The following is a 16886-nucleotide window of genomic DNA, read 5'->3' as shown; positions in this document are numbered from 1 at the left end:
CCGATACTCGACGATGCGAATTCCGCCACTGCAAGCCGCGCCATGACGCCCCGCTCCGCTCCGCTTCCACCGCCCTACCGGGCTCCCGCCTGGCTCGTAGGCAGCCATGCACAGACGATCTGGCCCCTCGCGATCAAGCCGCCGCTGCCCTCGCTCACACGCGAACGCTGGGAGGCGCCGGACGGCGACTTCATCGACGTGGACCTGCTCGCCCGTCGCCCGGGCAAACCGCTGGTCGTGCTGTTCCACGGCCTCGAAGGCTCCAGCCGCAGCCACTACTCGCGTGCCCTGCTCGCCGCATTGCACCGGCAGGGCTGGAATGGCGCCGTCGCGCATTTCCGTGGCTGCTCGGGCGAACCCAATCGCTTGCCGCGCGCCTACCATTCCGGCGACGCTGACGAGATCGACTGGATCCTCCGGCGCTTCTCACAACGCTTTGACGATGTGCCGCGCTATGCGTCAGGCGTGTCGCTCGGCGGGAACGCCCTGCTCGTGTGGGCTGCACGCGAGGGCGGCGCAGCAGCATCGGTGGTGGAGCGCATCGTGTCGGTCTGCGCACCGCTGGATCTGACGGCGTGCGGGCACCACCTCGCGCGCGGCTTCAACCGCGTCTACACGCAGAATTTCCTGTCGACACTGAAGGCACGCTGCATTGAGAAGCTCGATCGCTTCCCTGAGGCGTTTGACGTCGCAAAGCTGCGCAGCGCGCGCAACCTCTATGAGTTCGACAACGTGATCACCGCGCCGCTGCACGGTTTTGACGGCACCGAGGATTACTGGACGCGGTGCTCGTCGAAACCCCTGCTGCCGCAGATACGCCTGCCTGCACTGGTGCTGCATGCGCGCAACGACCCGTTCATCCCGCGTTCGGTTTATCCGCAGCCCGACGCGCTTTCGCCGACGGTCAAGCTGGAGCTGCACGACCAGGGCGGTCATGTGGGCTTCGTCGAGGGGCGCTTCCCGGGCAACCTGGAATGGTTGCCGCGCCGCATGCTGCACTTCTTCGAACACGGCAACTAAGCGCCCCTGCGGCGCCGGCTCACCCCGTATGAACTGCTGAGGAATCCGTGATGTCCGTTCCTGCACAATCAATCTTCAAGGCCTACGACATCCGCGGCATCGTCGGCAAAACCCTGACCGCCGACGTGGTGGCGCAGATCGGCCGCGCGATCGGCTCCGAAGCGCGCGCACGCGGCCAATCGACGATCGTGGTGGGCCGTGATGGCCGCTTGTCCGGTCCGGCCTTCGCCGAGGCGTTAAGCGAGGGCATCACCCGCGCCGGGGTCGATGTGATCGACATCGGCTGTGTCGCAACGCCGCTCACCTACTTCGCCGCCTACCATCTCGACGCACACAGTTGCGTGTCGATCACCGGCAGCCACAACCCGCCCGAATACAACGGGCTGAAGATGGTGCTTGGCGGCGAAACCCTGCACGGCGAGATGATTCGCGATCTGCGACGCCGCATCGTCGAGGGCGATTTCACCGAAGGCTCTGGCGCGATCACCCAGACCGATGTGCGCCCCGCCTACATCGCGCGCATCCTGTCGGATGCGAAGCTCGCGCGGCCGATGAAGATCGTGCTCGACTCGGGCAACGGCGCCGCCGGCAACACCGCACCGGCGCTGTTCCGCCGGCTGGGTTGCGAGCTCACCGAACTGTTCTCGGAGGTCGACGGCAACTTCCCGAACCACCACCCGGACCCAAGCAAGCCGGAAAACCTCGACGATGTGATCGCGGCACTGAAGGCGGGCGAGGCCGAACTAGGCCTTGCGTTCGACGGTGACGGCGACCGCCTTGGCGTGGTGACGAAGGATGGCGAGATCATCTACCCGGACCGCCAGCTGATGCTGTTCGCCGCCGATGTGCTGACGCGCGTGCCGGGCGGCCAGGTGATCTACGACGCGAAATGCACCCGTCACCTTGCCCCGTGGATCCGCCAGCACGGCGGCGAACCGGTGATGTGGTGCACCGGCCACGCGCTGATGAAAGCCAAGCTCGTCGAGAGCGGCGCACCGCTGGCTGGTGAGCTGAGCGGCCACGTGTTCTTCAAGGAGCGTTGGTACGGCTTCGACGATGGCCTCTACACCGGTGCGCGCCTGCTCGAGATCCTCTCGCAGCACCCCGACGCCAATGCGGTGCTCAAGGCGCTCCCGAACGCGATCAGCACACCGGAAATCAACGTAAAGATGGGCGAAGGCGAAGCGCTTGAACTGGTCACGCAGCTCAAGGCCTCGGCACACTTTGAAGGCGAAATCGAGCGGATCACGATCGATGGCCTGCGCGTCGAGTACGCCGATGGCTTCGGCCTGATGCGCGCATCCAACACCACGCCGGTACTGGTGCTGCGCTTTGAGGCCGACGACGAAGCCGCGCTCGCGCGGATTCAAGCCGATACCGCGCGCGCCATACGCGCACTCCGGCCCGGACTGACGCTGCCGTTCTGACCGCCTGGCGGGGCACTACCGGCCGCAAGGCGCGTGGCGAGCTGCGTCCGGCAGCACATGCAACAAGGGGGAAGCGAGGATTCACGCCGCGCGCGGGGGCAGGCATACTGACGCGGGAGATATTCCCATCCCGAACCAGACCGGATGCCTGTTCAGCCACGATTCCTGCGTTGCCTGCGTCTCGCCGCGATCGTCGTCGGACTGATCGCGTGTGACGCCGCTTTTGCGGTCGACGCCCTGGCCCTGCGCGGTGCGCTCGACCACGACCCCTACACGACGGCGCGCGAAGCCACGCAACGGGCCGCTGCCGCGCGCAGCCGGGGTGACCAGAAAGTGCTGCTCGAATCGCTGACGCAGGTGGCGATGGCCTACAACCTCGTGGGCGACTCGGTCTCCGCGCAGCCGCCGATGGTGGAGGCGCAGCACCTGGCGACAGAACTGCGCGACCTAGACGCCGAAGCGCTGCTCGCTGCCGTCGAAGGCGAGATCAAGGCGGCGGACAACCGCCTGGCGGACGCCCATCGCGCGTTCGAAGCCGCGCTCGATGCCGTCAAGCGCTCCGGCAACAGGGACACCGAGGCGATCGTGCGCAGCCAGTACGGCTGGTTCCTCGCCCGCTCGATGCAGCGCCATCAGGACGGCGCGCTCGAATTCGAAGCCGCGCTGTCGCACTTCGAAAGAACCGGCAATCGCACCCGTGAAGCGGAGCTGCGCTACATGTCGGCCTCGCTCTACGACCGCCTGCGCGACCCCAAACGCGGCAACGCCGAACGCACCCGGGCACTCGAACTCATCAATCCGGCCCATCAGGCCTACCTCGCAGCAACGATCTACTACGAACTCGGCGCGGTCGCGCAGAGCAACGAGAACCGGGGCGAGGCCGACCGCGCGCTGCGGCGCTCGATCGAACTGAGCCGCAGCATTGGCGACAAGCTCGGCGTCGCGTTCGCCGAACTGACGCTGGCCGACGTGCTGATCGACCAGGGCAACGCGCGCGAAGCGGTCGACACCCTGCGGCGCGCCGGCCCGGTGCTCGCCGCAGGGCAGAACACGCTGGCGGTGGCGGGCATCGACGTGCGCCTGGCCGATGCGCTGGCGATGCTGCGCGACCCGGAAGCCTGGGCCGCGCTTGCCCGGGCGAAACCGGTGCTGATGGCCACCGAAACCGTGCAGAACGAGAGCACCTACTGGCGCGCAGACGCACGCGTGAATGCGGCCTTCGGGCGTTACGAACAGGCCTACGCCGCGGTACAACGCCAGCTGCGTGCACAGCAGCGGCTGTTCGACACCCAGCAGATCCAGGCGCTGACCGAGCTCTCGGTCCGCTATGAAACCCAGCGGCGCGAGGCCGAGAACACGCGCCTGAAACTCGCCGAGCAGCTCAAGGATGCGACGATCCAGGCGCAACAGGCACGGCAGCTCGCGCTCGCCGGTGGGTTGGCTGCTGCGGTGGTGGCACTGCTCAGCGGGGTGATCCTGCTGCGTCGGCAAGTGGCGCAGAAACAGGCCTTCCGTTCGCTCGCGCTGCTCGACGAACTGACCGGCGCGCCCAATCGCCGCGCCGTGATGCAGTTCGCCGAGTCAGTGCAGGCGCGAGCCGCGGCATCGACACACGGGGCCGTCATCGCGCTGCTCGATCTCGACCACTTCAAGCGGATCAACGACAGCTATGGCCACGACGTGGGCGACGCCGTGCTGCGCAACTTCTACAAGGCAGCGGCGTCCGCGATCCGGCCCGACGACATGCTCGGCCGCGCGGGCGGCGAGGAATGGCTGCTGGTGATGCCCGTGGCGCAACCGGGCGCCGAGCAGGCGGTGTTCGAACGCATGCGAAGCGCCGTCGCGCACATGCCCGCTGACGGCCTGCCGAGCGGACTCGTCGTAAGTTTCAGCATGGGCGTTGCACGGCTACGGCCGGGTGAAGCCCTCACTCATGTTCTGCGGCGCGCCGACCTCGCGCTTTACGAAGCCAAGCAGGCCGGCCGCGACCGGATGGCGATGGCAGACTGAGCGCGCAGCTCAGATCGCGATCTGGCTGCCCAGCTCCACCACCCGGTTCGGGGGCAGCTTGAAGAACGCGGCCGCGCTGGTGGCATTGCGGAACATGAACTCGAACACCCGCTCGCGCCACAGCGCCATGCCCTCGCCCGGCGTGGGCAACAGGGTTTCCCGGCTCAGGAAGTAGGAGACACGCATCGGGTCGAGCGCGAGATCCTGCTCGGCACACCATTCCAGCGCCGCAGGTACGTCCGGGTCTTCCATGAAGCCGAAGAAGAGCCGCACCCGCCAGCAACCACCCGCGATGCGCTCCACCAGTACGCGCTGCGCAGGTTGCACACGCGGCTGCGGCAGGAAGATCACGCTCGCGAACACGGTGGTCTCGTGCATCACCATGTTGTGCTTGAGGTTGTGCAAGAGCGCACGCGGCACGGCATTGCCACGCGGCGACAGGAACACCGCTTCGCTCGGCACGCGGGCAAGGCCCGGATCGGCGACCAGACCTTCGATGAAGGGGGCGAGCGGAATGCCCTCGCCTTCGCTGCGCTCCGCGAGGAGCTCACGCCCGCGGCGCCAGGTCGACAGCAGCATGAACAGGAAGCCGCCGAACAGCAGCGGGAACCAGCCGCCATCGAGAATCTTGGTGCCGTTGGCAAGCAGGAAGGCGGTTTCGATCGTCAGCAGCGGGCCCCATACCAGCACCGCAACCCAGGTCGGCCACTTCCAGTCGCGCCGCACCAGCGAGAAGGCGAGCACCGACGTGATCACCATCGTCATCGACACCGCGATGCCGTACGCCGCGGCCAGATTGCTCGAAGAGCGGAAACCCAGCACCACCAGCACCACTAGCAGCAGCAAGGTCCAATTCATGAACGGCACGTAGATCTGACCCATTTGCGCGCCAGACGTGTGCTGAATCGAGATGCGCGGGCAGAAGCCGAGCTGGATCAGCTCCCGCGTTACCGAATAGACACCGCTGATCAAGGCCTGCGACGCAATCACCGACGCAGCCGTTGCGAGCGCCACCATCGGGTACACGCCCCAACCCGGCACCGCGAGGAAGAACGGATTGCGCACCGCATCGGGGCTGCTGATGAGCAGCGCACCTTGGCCGAAGTAGTTGAGCAGCAGGCCGGGCAGTACCACGAAGGTCCACGCCAGACGGATCGGCCTCGCGCCGAAGTGGCCCATGTCGGCGTACAGCGCCTCGGCACCGGTCACGGTCAGGAATACCGCGCCGAGTGCCAGGAAGGCAATTGACCCATGTTCAATGAAGAAGCGGACGGCATGGTGCGGCGACAACGCGAACAGCACCTCCGGGTGATGCATGATGTTGTAGAGCCCAACCAGCGCAAGCACGCCGAACCAGATCGCAACCACCGGCCCGAACACGCCGCCGACCTTCGCGGTGCCATGCTTTTGCACCAGGAACAGCCCGACCAGAATCGCAAGCGTGATCGGCACCACAAAGCGTGTCGCCGCCGGCGTGGCGATCTCAAGCCCCTCGACCGCCGACAACACCGAGATTGCCGGCGTGATGACACCGTCTCCGTAAAACAGCGCAGCCCCCGCCAGACCCAGCACGATCACCGTCATGCGCTTGCGCGGACGAGACTCACCGGCATGCCCGAGCACACGCGCCATCAGCGCCACCACGCCGCCCTCTCCGTGGTTGTCGGCACGCAGCACGAACACCACATACTTCAGGGTTACGACGATCAGCAGTGTCCATACGATCAGCGACAGGATTCCATACACGTTGTCCGGTGTAGCGGCGAGCGGGTGATGCTGTTGCGTGAAGGCTTCCTTCAAGGCGTAGAGCGGGCTGGTGCCGATATCGCCGAACACGACCCCCAAGGCAGCCAGCGTCAGCGCTGACTGCGAGCTCTTTTCATTGCTGTGTGACATCAAGATTCTCCGGTCGCAGCGCAGCGTCAGACGACGAAGCGGTAGCCGACCCCTGTTTCGGTAATGAAGTGTTTCGGGCGCGCCGGGTCGTCTTCGAGCTTGGCGCGCAAATGGCCGACGTAGATGCGCAGGTAGTGGGCGGACTCGGCGTAGGCCTGCCCCCATACCTCGCGCAGCAGGTGGCGATGGGTCAATACGCGGCCCTGCCCTGCCACCATCGCGACAAGCAGGCGGTACTCGGTCGGCGTGAGGTGCACCAGCTCGCCCGCCCGGGTGACCTGCTGACGCGAAAGGTCGAGCTCGACATCGCCGAACGCGACGCTCGCCTGTGGCACACGGGCCTTGAGCTGGCGCCGCAACAGCGCACGCACGCGGGCAAGTAGCTCCGGCATCGAGAAGGGTTTGGTCAGGTAGTCGTCGGCACCTGCATCGAGCGCCGCCACTTTCACTGCCTCATCGTGACGGGCCGAGAGCACGAGCACCGGCGCCGCCGACCAATCGCGCATCCGGCGCACGAATTCCGCGCCATCGCCATCGGGCAGACCAAGATCCAGCACGACCAGTGCGGGGTTGCGGTTGGCCGCGTCGGTCAGCGCCTGGCGCAAGGTGCCTGCCTCGTGCACCGCGTAGTCGGCCGCGCGCAGCGCATCCGCCACCAGCGCTCGAATACGCGGCTCGTCCTCAACCACCATCACCAGATCCGGCAGCGCACTCATGCAGCGGGCTCCTCGTCGATCGCCGGCATGTCGCGGCGCGGCAGCACCCATTCGAAGATGCAGCCGTGCGGTGTGTTCGCGGTCACGCCGATGTGCCCCCCATGCAACTCGGCCACCGCGCGGCAAATAGAGAGCCCGAGGCCCGAGCCACTGGGCCCGCCCTCAGCCTGGCCACGCGCAAAGGGCTGGAAAAGCGCTTCGGCATCGCCCGGCGGCAGGCCGAGGCCATCGTCCGCAACCTGCAAACGCATTTCGCCGGCGGGCGCGCTGGCGCTGATGCGGATCTCGCTGCCGGCTGGCGTGTAGCGCAGGGCATTGTCGAGCAGGTTGGCAACCAGGCGCGCGGCGAGCACTGCATCGCATTCGACGAGCGGCAGCTCGGCGGGCACATCGATGCGCAAACGATGACTCGGCAGTTGCGGCTCCAGCGTCGCCACCGCGGCGCCGACGATCTCCTGCATCGACTCCCACTCGCGGCGCAGCGCCACGCCGCTCTGCAGACGCGCCATGTCGATCAGATCGTTGGCAAACGCGCCCAGAGCGAGCGCCTGTTCGCGCAGGCTCGCAAGGGTTTGTGCGGTGGCGGGCGTATTCGCCAGCGGCGACGCGGCGAGCGCATCGCTGAGGCCGACCAGCACTGTCAACGGTGTGCGGATGTCGTGAGAGAGCGCGGACAGGATGGTGTTGCGCAGGCGCTCGCGCGCCATCTCGATATCGGTACGCTGTGCGACCTCGACATAGTGCAGGCGCTCAAGCGCGGTCGCAGCCAAGGCGCCGAGTGCGGCAACCAGTTCGCGTGCTCGCGTCTCGCGCGCCTGGGGCGACAACTCCGCCACCAGCACACCACGCGGCCGGCCCGCCACACGCAGCGGCTGAACCCGCAGATCATGCTCAAGTGCCGGGGGGTCAGCCCAGTCGAAGGGTGCATCGGCCTCCAGCGCCAGGCTCAGGGCGCGCGACGGCACGCAAGCCGCCGGCAGATCGCCACCCCGGGGCACCGCAGCCTCACCTGCATTGCACTGCCAAAGCTGCGCGCGCACGCCACCTTGCAACCGCAAGACGTCCTGCACGATCTCGGCCGCCTGCTCAGCCGCGTAGCAGCCGGCAAAGCGCTCGGCCGCGGCGTACAGCGCGGCGGTTTCCTGCTCGCGGGCGGCAGCGCGGGCCGCCTCGGCGCGCAAGCGGGCGGTCAGCTCGGCCGCCACAAGCCCAACCAGCAGCATGACGGCGAAGGTGACGAGGTATTCAAGATCATGCACCGCGAGCGAGAAGCGCGGCGGTACAAAGAGCAGATCGAAGGCTGCAACGCTGCTCACCGCGCACAGCACCGCCGGGCCTCGGCCATAGCGCACGGCGATCCCCACAACGCCCAGCAGGTAGGGCATGGCGAGGTTGGTCAGTGCCAGGTCGGGCAACACCAGCACGCCGCCCACGCTGACCAACGCAACGATCGCGAGCGCCGCCGCATAGCCGCTGGCGCGCGGGCGCGAGACTTCGACGGGATGAGTGGCGGTTGGGATCACGGGCACGGCAGTGGATTGGTCTGATGTGAAGCCTAGCGCCGAGTGTGTAAACACGACGCAAAAGTTTGCGAAAACGATCACTCAACATTGCCCCGCCGCTGCCGTAATCATCGGTATGACGGATTCCAGCACAGCCTTTCTCGGCCGCCAGCCGATCCTGGACCGCGACAAGCAGTTGGTCGCGTTCGAGTTGCTGTTCCGCGGCGGCAAGGAAAACCGGGCCGAGGTCACGAACGACACGGAAGCCACTGCCGTCGTTCTGACCCGCGCATTTTCCGATCTTGGCATCGATGCCGCACTCGGCAGCGGCCTCGGTTTCATCAACTGCGATGCGAACCTGCTGCTCTCCGACGCGATCGAGGTGCTGCCGTGCGACCGCATCGTGCTGGAGATCCTCGAAACCGTCGATCCGACGCCGGAAGTCCTCGCGCGATGCCGCGTGCTTCGCGACAAGGGCTTCATGCTCGCGCTCGACGACTACATCGGCGCCGAGGACCGCTTCCGCGAGCTGTTGGCGATGGTCGACTTCATCAAGGTCGATATCCAGCCGCTCGACGAAGCCGCCTTGCGTGCACTGACAGCGCGCCTGTTGCCGCTTGGTGTGCCGCTGCTGGCAGAGAAGGTGGACACCCAGGCACAGGCGGATCTTTGCCGCGATCTGGGTTTTGAGTTGTTCCAGGGGTATTTCTTCGCCCGGCCAACGATCCTGGCGCAAAGGAAACTCGACCACAACGAGATGACGCTGCTGCGCCTGCTGGGGCTGGTCATGCAGGATGCGGACACCGAGGAACTGGAAAGCGTCGTGAAGCCGGACCCGAGCCTGACGGTGAACCTGCTTCGCCTGGTCAACTCCGCCGGCTCGGGGCTGCGCAGTCCGGTTCATTCGCTGCGCCACGCCATCACAGCGCTCGGCCGCAGGCCGTTGCAACGCTGGATCCAGCTTCTGCTGTTCGCACGCCCCGGCAGCCACAGCCAGAACGATCCGCTGATGATCCTCGCCGCCACGCGTGGCCGCACGATGGAGATCCTCGCCGGCACGCCGGACAGCAGCCTCTACCGGCTGCGTGACGAGGCCTTCCTTGCGGGCATCGTCTCGCTGTTGCCTGCCCTGTTGATGACGCCGATGGACGACATCCTCAAAGGTCTGCCGGTTTCTGCCACACTGAGCGCCGCAGTGCGAGAACGCGCCGGACCGCTCGGCGCCTTGTTACACTTGGTGGAGACTTTGGAGGGTGCGGACCAGGATGCATTCCTTGCCGCACTCGCGCACTGCCCGGGCATTGCGCCGATGGCGGTGTTTGCCGCTGAGGCCTCAGCCATGACATGGGCATCACAGATCGGCAAACCCGTATCGGAATGACAGCACTGACACCCTCGCACCGGAATCGACTGACCGCGCTGATGCGCGGCGCATTGACTTTGCTGGTGGTGGGTATCGTCAGCTTTGGCACCCTCTGCGCCCCCGCCGCATCCGCCGCGCCGGAGCAGGACCGCGTGACGCTGCAGCTCAAATGGCGCCACCAGTTCCAGTTCGCTGGCTACTACGCCGCGCTCTACAAGGGCTACTACTGGGACGCCGGCCTCGATGTGGAAATCCGCGAGGCGAACGAAGGCGAAGATCCGATCCAGCAAGTACTCGCCGGGCGCGCCGACTTCGGCGTTGGCACCAGCGAGTTGCTGCTGCTGCGTAATGCAGGCAAGCCGGTGGTCGTGCTGGCGGTGATCTTCCAGCATTCGCCGCTGGCGCTCGCCGCGCGTCGCGAAAGCGGCATCCGCAGCCTGCACGACCTCGCCGGCAAGCGCGTCATGATCGAGCCGAACTCGGCCGAACTCTTTGCCTACCTGCAGCGCGAGGGCATCGCCTCCGATTCGATGCAGTTGGTCACGCACAACTTCAACGTCCAGGATCTGGTGGCGGGCAAGCTCGATGCGATGTCGGTGTACGCGACCGACGAACCCTTCGAGCTGGGCGAAGCCGGTGTCGCCTACGAGCTTTTCGAACCCCGTTCCGCTGGCATCGATTTCTACGGCGACAACCTCTTCACCACCGAGGCGCAGATCCGCAAACACCCGGAACGCGTGCGCGCGTTCCGCGAAGCCACGCTGAAAGGCTGGGCTTACGCGATGCAGCACCCGGACGAGATCATCAACCTGATCCTCACGCAGTATGGCGACCGGCACAGCGTCGAGCACCTGCGCTACGAGGCCAAGGTGATGGAGCGCCTGCTGCAGCCGACGCTGGTGGAACCGGGCTACATGCACGTCGGGCGCTGGCAGCATATCGCCGACACCTACGCCGAACTCGGCCTGATGCCGGCCGGCGCCTCGCTCGACGGCTTCCTCTACGAAGACGGCGCAATCGGCGAAAACGACCGCACCCGGCGCTGGCTGATGGTTGCGCTCGCCGCGATGGTGCTGATCGCGGCAAGCAGCGCCTACGTGCTGCGCCTGAACTGGCGCCTGAACGCCAGCCGCGAGCGGCAGCGCGTGATCATCGACACCGCCCCCTTGGCGCTGATCGTGCTGAGCGACGACGACAAGGTGCAGGACTGGAACCAGGCTGCGGAGCGCACCTTTGGCTGGAAGCTTGAGGACGCCCGCGCGCGCAATCTGCTGGACCTGCTCGCACCCGACACTGACCGAGCCGCGATGCGCACACTGCTGGACGACACCCGCCGCGACGCCACCGGCAGCCATTCCGGCGAGACCTGGGCGAATACCGCGAGCGGGCGGCGGATCCGCTGCGACTGGCGCTTCGCGGTGATGCCCTCGAGCGATGGTCGCCAGCACCGGGTGGTCGCGATGGCCATCGACGTCACCGCCCAGCGCGAACTCGAAAGCCGGCTGCAACTGATGGCACACGCCGACCCGCTGACAGGCCTCGCCAATCGCTCGCTCTTCTACGACCGGCTCGAGCGCGCACTATCGCTGGCCCAGCGCCACACCGGCCATATCGCGCTGATCTACATCGATCTGGACGACTTCAAGCAGGTCAACGACACGCAAGGGCATGAGGCGGGTGACATCGTTCTGCGGACGGTGGCGATGCGCCTGCGCCGGCTGATCCGCGATTCAGACACCGTGGCACGTATCGGCGGCGATGAATTCGTGATCCTGCTGCTCGATGTGCCAGATCGTGATGCCGCGCTGGTCGTGGCCCATAAAGCAGAAGAAGCGGTGCGGATGTCGATCGAAGTACGCCCGGCACAGTTCGCGCATATCGGCGCCAGCATTGGCGTGAGCCTCAGCCCGCAGCACGGCAGTTCGGCGGAAGCCCTGCTACGCGCAGCGGACGCAGCGATGTACCGCGTCAAACACGCGGGCAAACATGGCGTAGCGGTTGCCCACGGCGGCGAGGCCAACGTGGTCGATTGAAGGCGCGGCCGTCAGCGGGCCTCGCGCGGGCCGTAGGCCGCGAAAAACACGTCCAAGGCGCGACTCACAATCGCTGAAATCTCCGCCGGCGTAAAACCTTCCACCAGCCGGAACAGCAACGGCTCCATCGTCTCCGCCTCGATCAGGCCGCGCAAGTGCTGCGCAGCGATGCGGCAGTCGCACTGGCGAAGCTGGCCGCGCTCCATCGCCGCGCGCAGGTAGTTCTCTATCTGTATCGTTCCCTTGCCCGGGCCATTCTCGTAAAACAACGGCCCGACGCCCTGCCGGCTCGACTCGGCGATCACCGTGCGCCGCATCGAAATGAAGGACTGCGAGCCAAACACCGCCAGCGCACGCTCACTGAAGCGCTGCAACACGCCACGCAGGTCGTCATCGGGTCTCAGCAAGGTGAAGGCCTGCTCCATGTGATGATGTGCGGCCTGCAGCGTCACCTCCACAAAGAGCGCCTCCTTCGACGGGAAGTAGTTGTAGAGCGTCGCCTTCGAGCCGCCGACGCGGCTCGCGATTTCCGCCATCGAGGTGTGCTCGAAACCTTGCTCGCGAAAGGCATCGGCGGCGATATCGACGATTCGCTGTCGGCGCTCTTCAGTCTTCGTCCGCATCGTTTAACCCTTTTTTAAACTCACCCGTACAGTTTTGATTGACAGGCGTCTGGCGTCAAGTTTTAATTGAACCGTACAGTTCAGTTATAGGCAAAACACCGTGACGCCCCCTTCGATTGACGCGGCGCTGGCGCCCGCGATAAACACAACCAGGCCGCTGCCCCGGCTGCACCAACTCTCGACCGCTCTGGGCATCTCGGGCGTGCTGATGCTGGGCGCCTGCGCCCAGCTTCCCGCTCTCGATTCGCCCGCTTCACCGAAGCCGGCCTCGGCCTACGCCAGCGCACAAAGCTTCGCAGCACCGCTCGCCCAGTGGCCGCAGGATGCCTGGTGGACCCACTACGGCGATGCACAGCTTGACCAGTTGATCGCTGAAGCGCTGCAAGGCGCGCCCAGCCTCAACGCAGCCCGCGCCCGCCTCGCCCGCGCCGAGAGTGGCGCCCAGATCGCCGGCGCCGCGCGCCTGCCGCAAGTCAGCGCCAACGCATCCGCTACCGAACAGCACCAGAGCTACAACTACCTGACGCCCCGCTCGATGACGCCCGAGGGTTGGCACGACTACGGCCGTGCGACGCTGGATTTCAGCTGGGAACTCGACTTCTGGGGCAAGAACCGCGCGGCACTCGCCGCCGCCACATCTGAAGTCGAGGCCAGCCGCGCCGACGCCGCACAAGCGCGCCTTGCACTCTCGGCATCGATCACTGCGGCCTACGCCGAACTCGCGCGCCTGTATGCCGCCCGCGACACCGCTGAAGCCGCGGTTCAGGTGCGCACGAAGACCGCCATGCTGTTCCGCCAACGATACGACAACGGCCTCGAAACGCTCGGCAGCGTGCGCCAGGTCGATGCCCGCCGCGCCGCCGCGGAAGGCGATCTGCTTGCCACCGACGAACAGATCACGCTGCAGAAGAACCGCATCGCCGCCCTGCTCGGCGCCGGCCCGGACCGCGGCATCGCCATCGCCCGGCCCAGCGTCAATCTGGACCGCAGTTTTGGCTTGCCGGCTGAACTGAATGCCAACCTGCTCGGCCGTCGGCCGGATGTCGTTGCCGCGCGCCTGCGCGCCGAAGCGGCCGCCAAGCGCATCGACCAGCGCACCGCGGAGTTCTACCCAGACATCAACCTTGCCGCCTTCGTCGGCGTGCAGTCGCTCGGGCTCGACTTGCTGACCAAGCCCGGCTCCTTCGTCGGCAGCATCGGGCCGGCGATCTCGCTGCCGATCTTCTCCGGCGGCCGTTTGCGGGGCCAGCTGCGGGGCGCAAACGCCGACTACGCCGAGGCCGTCGCCAACTACGACGCGGCGGTCACCCAGGCCTTGCATGACGTGGCCGACGCGGCAACCAGCCAGCGCGCGCTCGGTGCCCAGCTCGCCAAGGCGGATGAAGCCGTGGGCGCGGCGCGCGAGGCCTGGCGCATCGCCAACAACCGCTACGACGGCGGGCTCTCGAACTACCTCGATGTGCTGACCGCTGAAGACGCCCTGCTCGCCAGCCTGCGCTCGCTCACCGACATGCAGTCACGCGCTTTCACGCTCGATGTCGCGCTGGTGCGCGCGCTGGGCGGTGGCTACCAGAACAACTAAGAAATCTCCCCGAGGAATTGATCATGTCCGACACACTCACCACGACGCTCGCCACCCCTGACAACAGCTTGCGCCGCAAGCGCCTGTTCGCCGCCCTTGGCGGTGTCATCGCACTCAGCGCGATCGGCTACGGCCTCTACTGGCATTTCCACGCCTCACGCTTCATCAGCACCGACAACGCCTACACCGCGGCCGAAGTGGCGCAGGTCACGCCGTCGGTCGGCGGCACCGTCGCCGCCGTGAAGGTGGTCGACACGCAAAGCGTGAAGCAAGGCGACGTGCTCGTCGTGATCGACGACACCGATGCGCGCCTCGCGCTGGCACAGGCCGAGGCCGAACTCGGCCGTGCCGTGCGCCGCGTGAAGGGCTATGTCGCCAACGACAACGGCCTCTCGGCGCAGATTCAGGCGCGCGATGCCGACGAGCGCCGCGCCGCCGCCCAGCTTGTCGCTGCCGAATCGGATTTCGAACGTGCAGAGATCGATCTCAAGCGCCGTGAAGCGCTCGCAGGTTCGGGTTCCGTCTCCGGTGAAGAGCTGACCCGCGCGCAGAACGCCTTCGCCACAGCCAAGGCCAACCTCGACGTTGCACGCGCCGCAGCCGCACAGGCCCGCGCCAACCGCGCCGCCGCGCAAGGCTCGCGCGAGGCCAATGCCGTGCTGATCGAAAACGCAGACCTCGACAGCAACCCGGAAGTCGCACTAGCCCGCGCACGGCGTGACCAGGCCCGCGTCGACCTCGAACGCACCGTCGTGCGTGCGCCGGTGGATGGCGTGATCGCCCGCCGCCAGGTGCAGGTTGGCCAGCGTATCCAGGCCGGCGCACCGCTGCTCAACGTGGTGCCGGTGCAGCAGATGCATGTGGACGCCAACTTCAAGGAAGTGCAGCTCGATCGCGTGCAGGTTGGCCAAGCGGTTGAACTGCACTCGGACCGCTACGGCAGCGACGTTGTGTATCACGGCGTGGTCGAGGGCATCTCGGGCGGCACCGGTGCCGCGTTTGCGACGATCCCGGCGCAGAACGCAACCGGCAACTGGATCAAGGTGGTGCAACGCCTGCCGGTACGTGTGCGCCTCAAGGCAGAGGAGCTGGCCGAGCGCCCGCTGCAGGTCGGACTCTCGATGATCGCGACGATCGACACCCGTCACTGAGCGCCGCCATGTCTTCGAACACCACGCTTCATTCGGGCGACGCGCCGCTGCACGGCGGCGCGCTTTGGGCGGCCGCCCTTGTGCTGGCCGCCGCCAACTTCATCGCCGTGCTCGACATGACGATCGCCAACGTGTCGGTCAACAGCATCGCCGGCGGGCTGGGCGCGTCGACCAGCCAGGGTACCTGGGTGATCACCTCCTACGCGGTGGCCGAGGCCATCACCGTACCGCTGACCGGTTGGCTCGCCGCGCGCTTCGGTGCGGTAAGGGTGTTCGTCAGCGCGATGATGATGTTCGGCGTGTTCTCGGCGCTGTGCGGTTTCGCCAACTCGCTCGGCTTCCTCGTCGCGGCACGGGTGCTGCAAGGCCTCGCGGGCGGCCCGATGATGCCGCTCTCGCAGACACTGATGCTGCGCATTTTCCCGAAGGACAAGCAGGGGGCAGCAATGGGCTTGTGGGCGATGACGACGCTGATCGCGCCCATCCTCGGCCCGATCCTCGGCGGCTGGATCTGCGACAGCTTCTCCTGGCCCTGGATCTTCTACATCAACGTGCCCGTGGCCCTTGCCTGCGCGACGATGGCGTGGCGGATGCTCAAGCGCTACGAGCATCCGCTCGAACGCGTGCCGGTCGACAAGGTCGGGCTGGGCCTGCTGGTGATCTGGGTCGCCGCGTTGCAGATCATGCTCGACGAAGGCAAGCAGCTCGACTGGTTTGCCTCCAGCAAGATTTGGGCGCTCGCGATCATCGCCACGATCGGCTTTGCTGCGTTCATGATCTGGGAGCTGACCGAACAGCACCCGATCGTTGATCTGCGTGTGTTCCGCCATCGTGGCTTCACCGCCAGCGTGCTGACGATCAGCCTCGCCTTCGGCGCCTTCTTCGGTGCCAACGTGCTGACCCCGATGTGGTTGCAGAGCTACATGGGCTACACCGCCACCTGGGCCGGCATGACCACCGCATGGAGCGGCGTGCTCGCGGTGCTGGTGGCACCCGTCGCCGCGGCGCTGTCCGCGAAGGTCGATCCGCGCCCGCTGGTGTTCGGCGGCGTGATCTGGCTAGGCATCGTGACGCTGCTGCGGGTGGTGGCGAACACCGACATGGACTACTGGCAGATCGCGCTGCCGCTGTTGCTGATGGGGCTCGGCATGCCCTTCTTCTTCGTGCCGCTGAACGCGCTTGCGCTGGCCAGCGTCGAGGAATCGGAAACAGCCTCGGCCGCAGGCCTGCTCAACTTCCTGCGAACCGTCTCGGGCGCTTTTGCCACCTCGCTCGTCACTACCCTGTGGGAAGACGGCGCTTCTGCAAAGCACGCCGAACTGGCCGGGCTCATCGACCCGCAGGGCGCCAGCGCACAAGCGCTGACGCAGCAAGGCATGCCCGCCGATGCAGTGCGCGCCACGCTCGATCAGATCACCCAGGGGCAGGCCGTAATGGTCGCCACCAATGAACTGCTGTTGATGGTTGGCATAGCCTTCTTCATCGCGGCATTTGCGATCTGGCTGGCCCCGCGCCCCACGCGCGTCGTGGATGCAGCGGCGGCGGGCCACTGAGCGTGGGGCG

Annotated in this window: 12 protein-coding genes; 8 read left to right on the top strand and 4 right to left on the bottom strand. The window is 66.6% G+C overall.

All coding sequences use genetic code 11. From position 1 onward, the window contains the following. The first annotated feature begins 42 nt into the window (after positions 1–42). From HH302_RS03080 to HH302_RS03070, 3 genes are all read left to right on the top strand, one after another. Positions 43–1020, top strand: coding sequence for a hydrolase (locus HH302_RS03080; RefSeq protein WP_172198056.1), 978 nt, complete (start codon positions 43–45; stop codon positions 1018–1020). A gap of 50 nt (positions 1021–1070) precedes the next feature. Beyond that, positions 1071–2447 (top strand): phosphomannomutase/phosphoglucomutase, encoded by a 1377-nt coding sequence (locus tag HH302_RS03075; RefSeq protein WP_172198053.1) that lies wholly within the window; start codon positions 1071–1073, stop codon positions 2445–2447. A gap of 144 nt (positions 2448–2591) precedes the next feature. After that, positions 2592–4457 (top strand): tetratricopeptide repeat-containing diguanylate cyclase, encoded by a 1866-nt coding sequence (locus HH302_RS03070; RefSeq protein WP_172198050.1) that lies wholly within the window; start codon positions 2592–2594, stop codon positions 4455–4457. A gap of 9 nt (positions 4458–4466) precedes the next feature. On the opposite strand, the gene HH302_RS03065 is transcribed toward HH302_RS03070, so the two are convergent. From HH302_RS03065 to HH302_RS22685, 3 genes are read right to left on the bottom strand one after another with little or no spacing between them, the layout of a single operon-like run. Beyond that, a complete protein-coding gene (locus HH302_RS03065; protein WP_172198047.1) occupies positions 4467–6353 on the bottom strand; it encodes a potassium transporter Kup in 1887 nt (628 codons plus the stop codon). A 26-nt stretch (positions 6354–6379) separates the two neighbouring features. After that, the gene (locus HH302_RS03060) at positions 6380–7069 is read right to left on the bottom strand and encodes a response regulator (RefSeq protein ID WP_172198044.1); all 690 of its coding nucleotides are present in this window, start codon (positions 7067–7069) and stop codon (positions 6380–6382) included. Further along, positions 7066–8598 (bottom strand): DUF4118 domain-containing protein, encoded by a 1533-nt coding sequence (locus HH302_RS22685; RefSeq protein WP_172198041.1) that lies wholly within the window; start codon positions 8596–8598, stop codon positions 7066–7068. The genes HH302_RS03060 and HH302_RS22685 overlap by 4 nt, the downstream gene beginning before the upstream one ends. A gap of 109 nt (positions 8599–8707) precedes the next feature. Between HH302_RS22685 and HH302_RS03050 the strand changes: the two genes are divergently transcribed. After that, on the top strand, positions 8708–9952 hold the full coding sequence (locus tag HH302_RS03050) for an EAL and HDOD domain-containing protein (protein WP_172198038.1): 1245 nt from the start codon (positions 8708–8710) through the stop codon (positions 9950–9952). Further along, positions 9949–11967, top strand: coding sequence for an ABC transporter substrate-binding protein (locus HH302_RS03045; protein ID WP_172198036.1), 2019 nt, complete (start codon positions 9949–9951; stop codon positions 11965–11967). The genes HH302_RS03050 and HH302_RS03045 overlap by 4 nt, the downstream gene beginning before the upstream one ends. A gap of 11 nt (positions 11968–11978) precedes the next feature. Here the strand turns inward: HH302_RS03045 and HH302_RS03040 are convergent, their stop codons facing one another. Continuing rightward, positions 11979–12590 carry a TetR/AcrR family transcriptional regulator gene (locus HH302_RS03040; protein WP_172198034.1) on the bottom strand — a complete coding sequence of 204 codons (612 nt, stop codon included), beginning with the start codon at positions 12588–12590 and terminating at the stop codon, positions 11979–11981. Between the two features lie 100 nt (positions 12591–12690). Here HH302_RS03040 and HH302_RS03035 point away from each other — a divergent pair, with 100 nt between their 5' ends. The 3 genes from HH302_RS03035 to HH302_RS03025 are packed head-to-tail and all read left to right on the top strand — an operon-like array spanning position 12691 to position 16876. Beyond that, positions 12691–14172 carry an efflux transporter outer membrane subunit gene (locus tag HH302_RS03035; protein ID WP_371814555.1) on the top strand — a complete coding sequence of 494 codons (1482 nt, stop codon included), beginning with the start codon at positions 12691–12693 and terminating at the stop codon, positions 14170–14172. A 23-nt stretch (positions 14173–14195) separates the two neighbouring features. Next, entirely contained in the window at positions 14196–15323 is a 1128-nt protein-coding gene (locus HH302_RS03030) for an HlyD family efflux transporter periplasmic adaptor subunit (protein ID WP_172198032.1), read from the top strand. Positions 15324–15331: 8 nt separating this feature from the next. After that, a complete protein-coding gene (locus tag HH302_RS03025; protein WP_172198030.1) occupies positions 15332–16876 on the top strand; it encodes a DHA2 family efflux MFS transporter permease subunit in 1545 nt (514 codons plus the stop codon). Positions 16877–16886 lie beyond the last annotated feature (10 nt).

This window comes from Niveibacterium sp. COAC-50, from assembly GCF_013184235.1.
GTDB classification, from domain to species: Bacteria; Pseudomonadota; Gammaproteobacteria; order Burkholderiales; family Rhodocyclaceae; genus Niveibacterium; species Niveibacterium microcysteis.
This window is presented reverse-complemented; position numbering and strand designations above follow the sequence as displayed.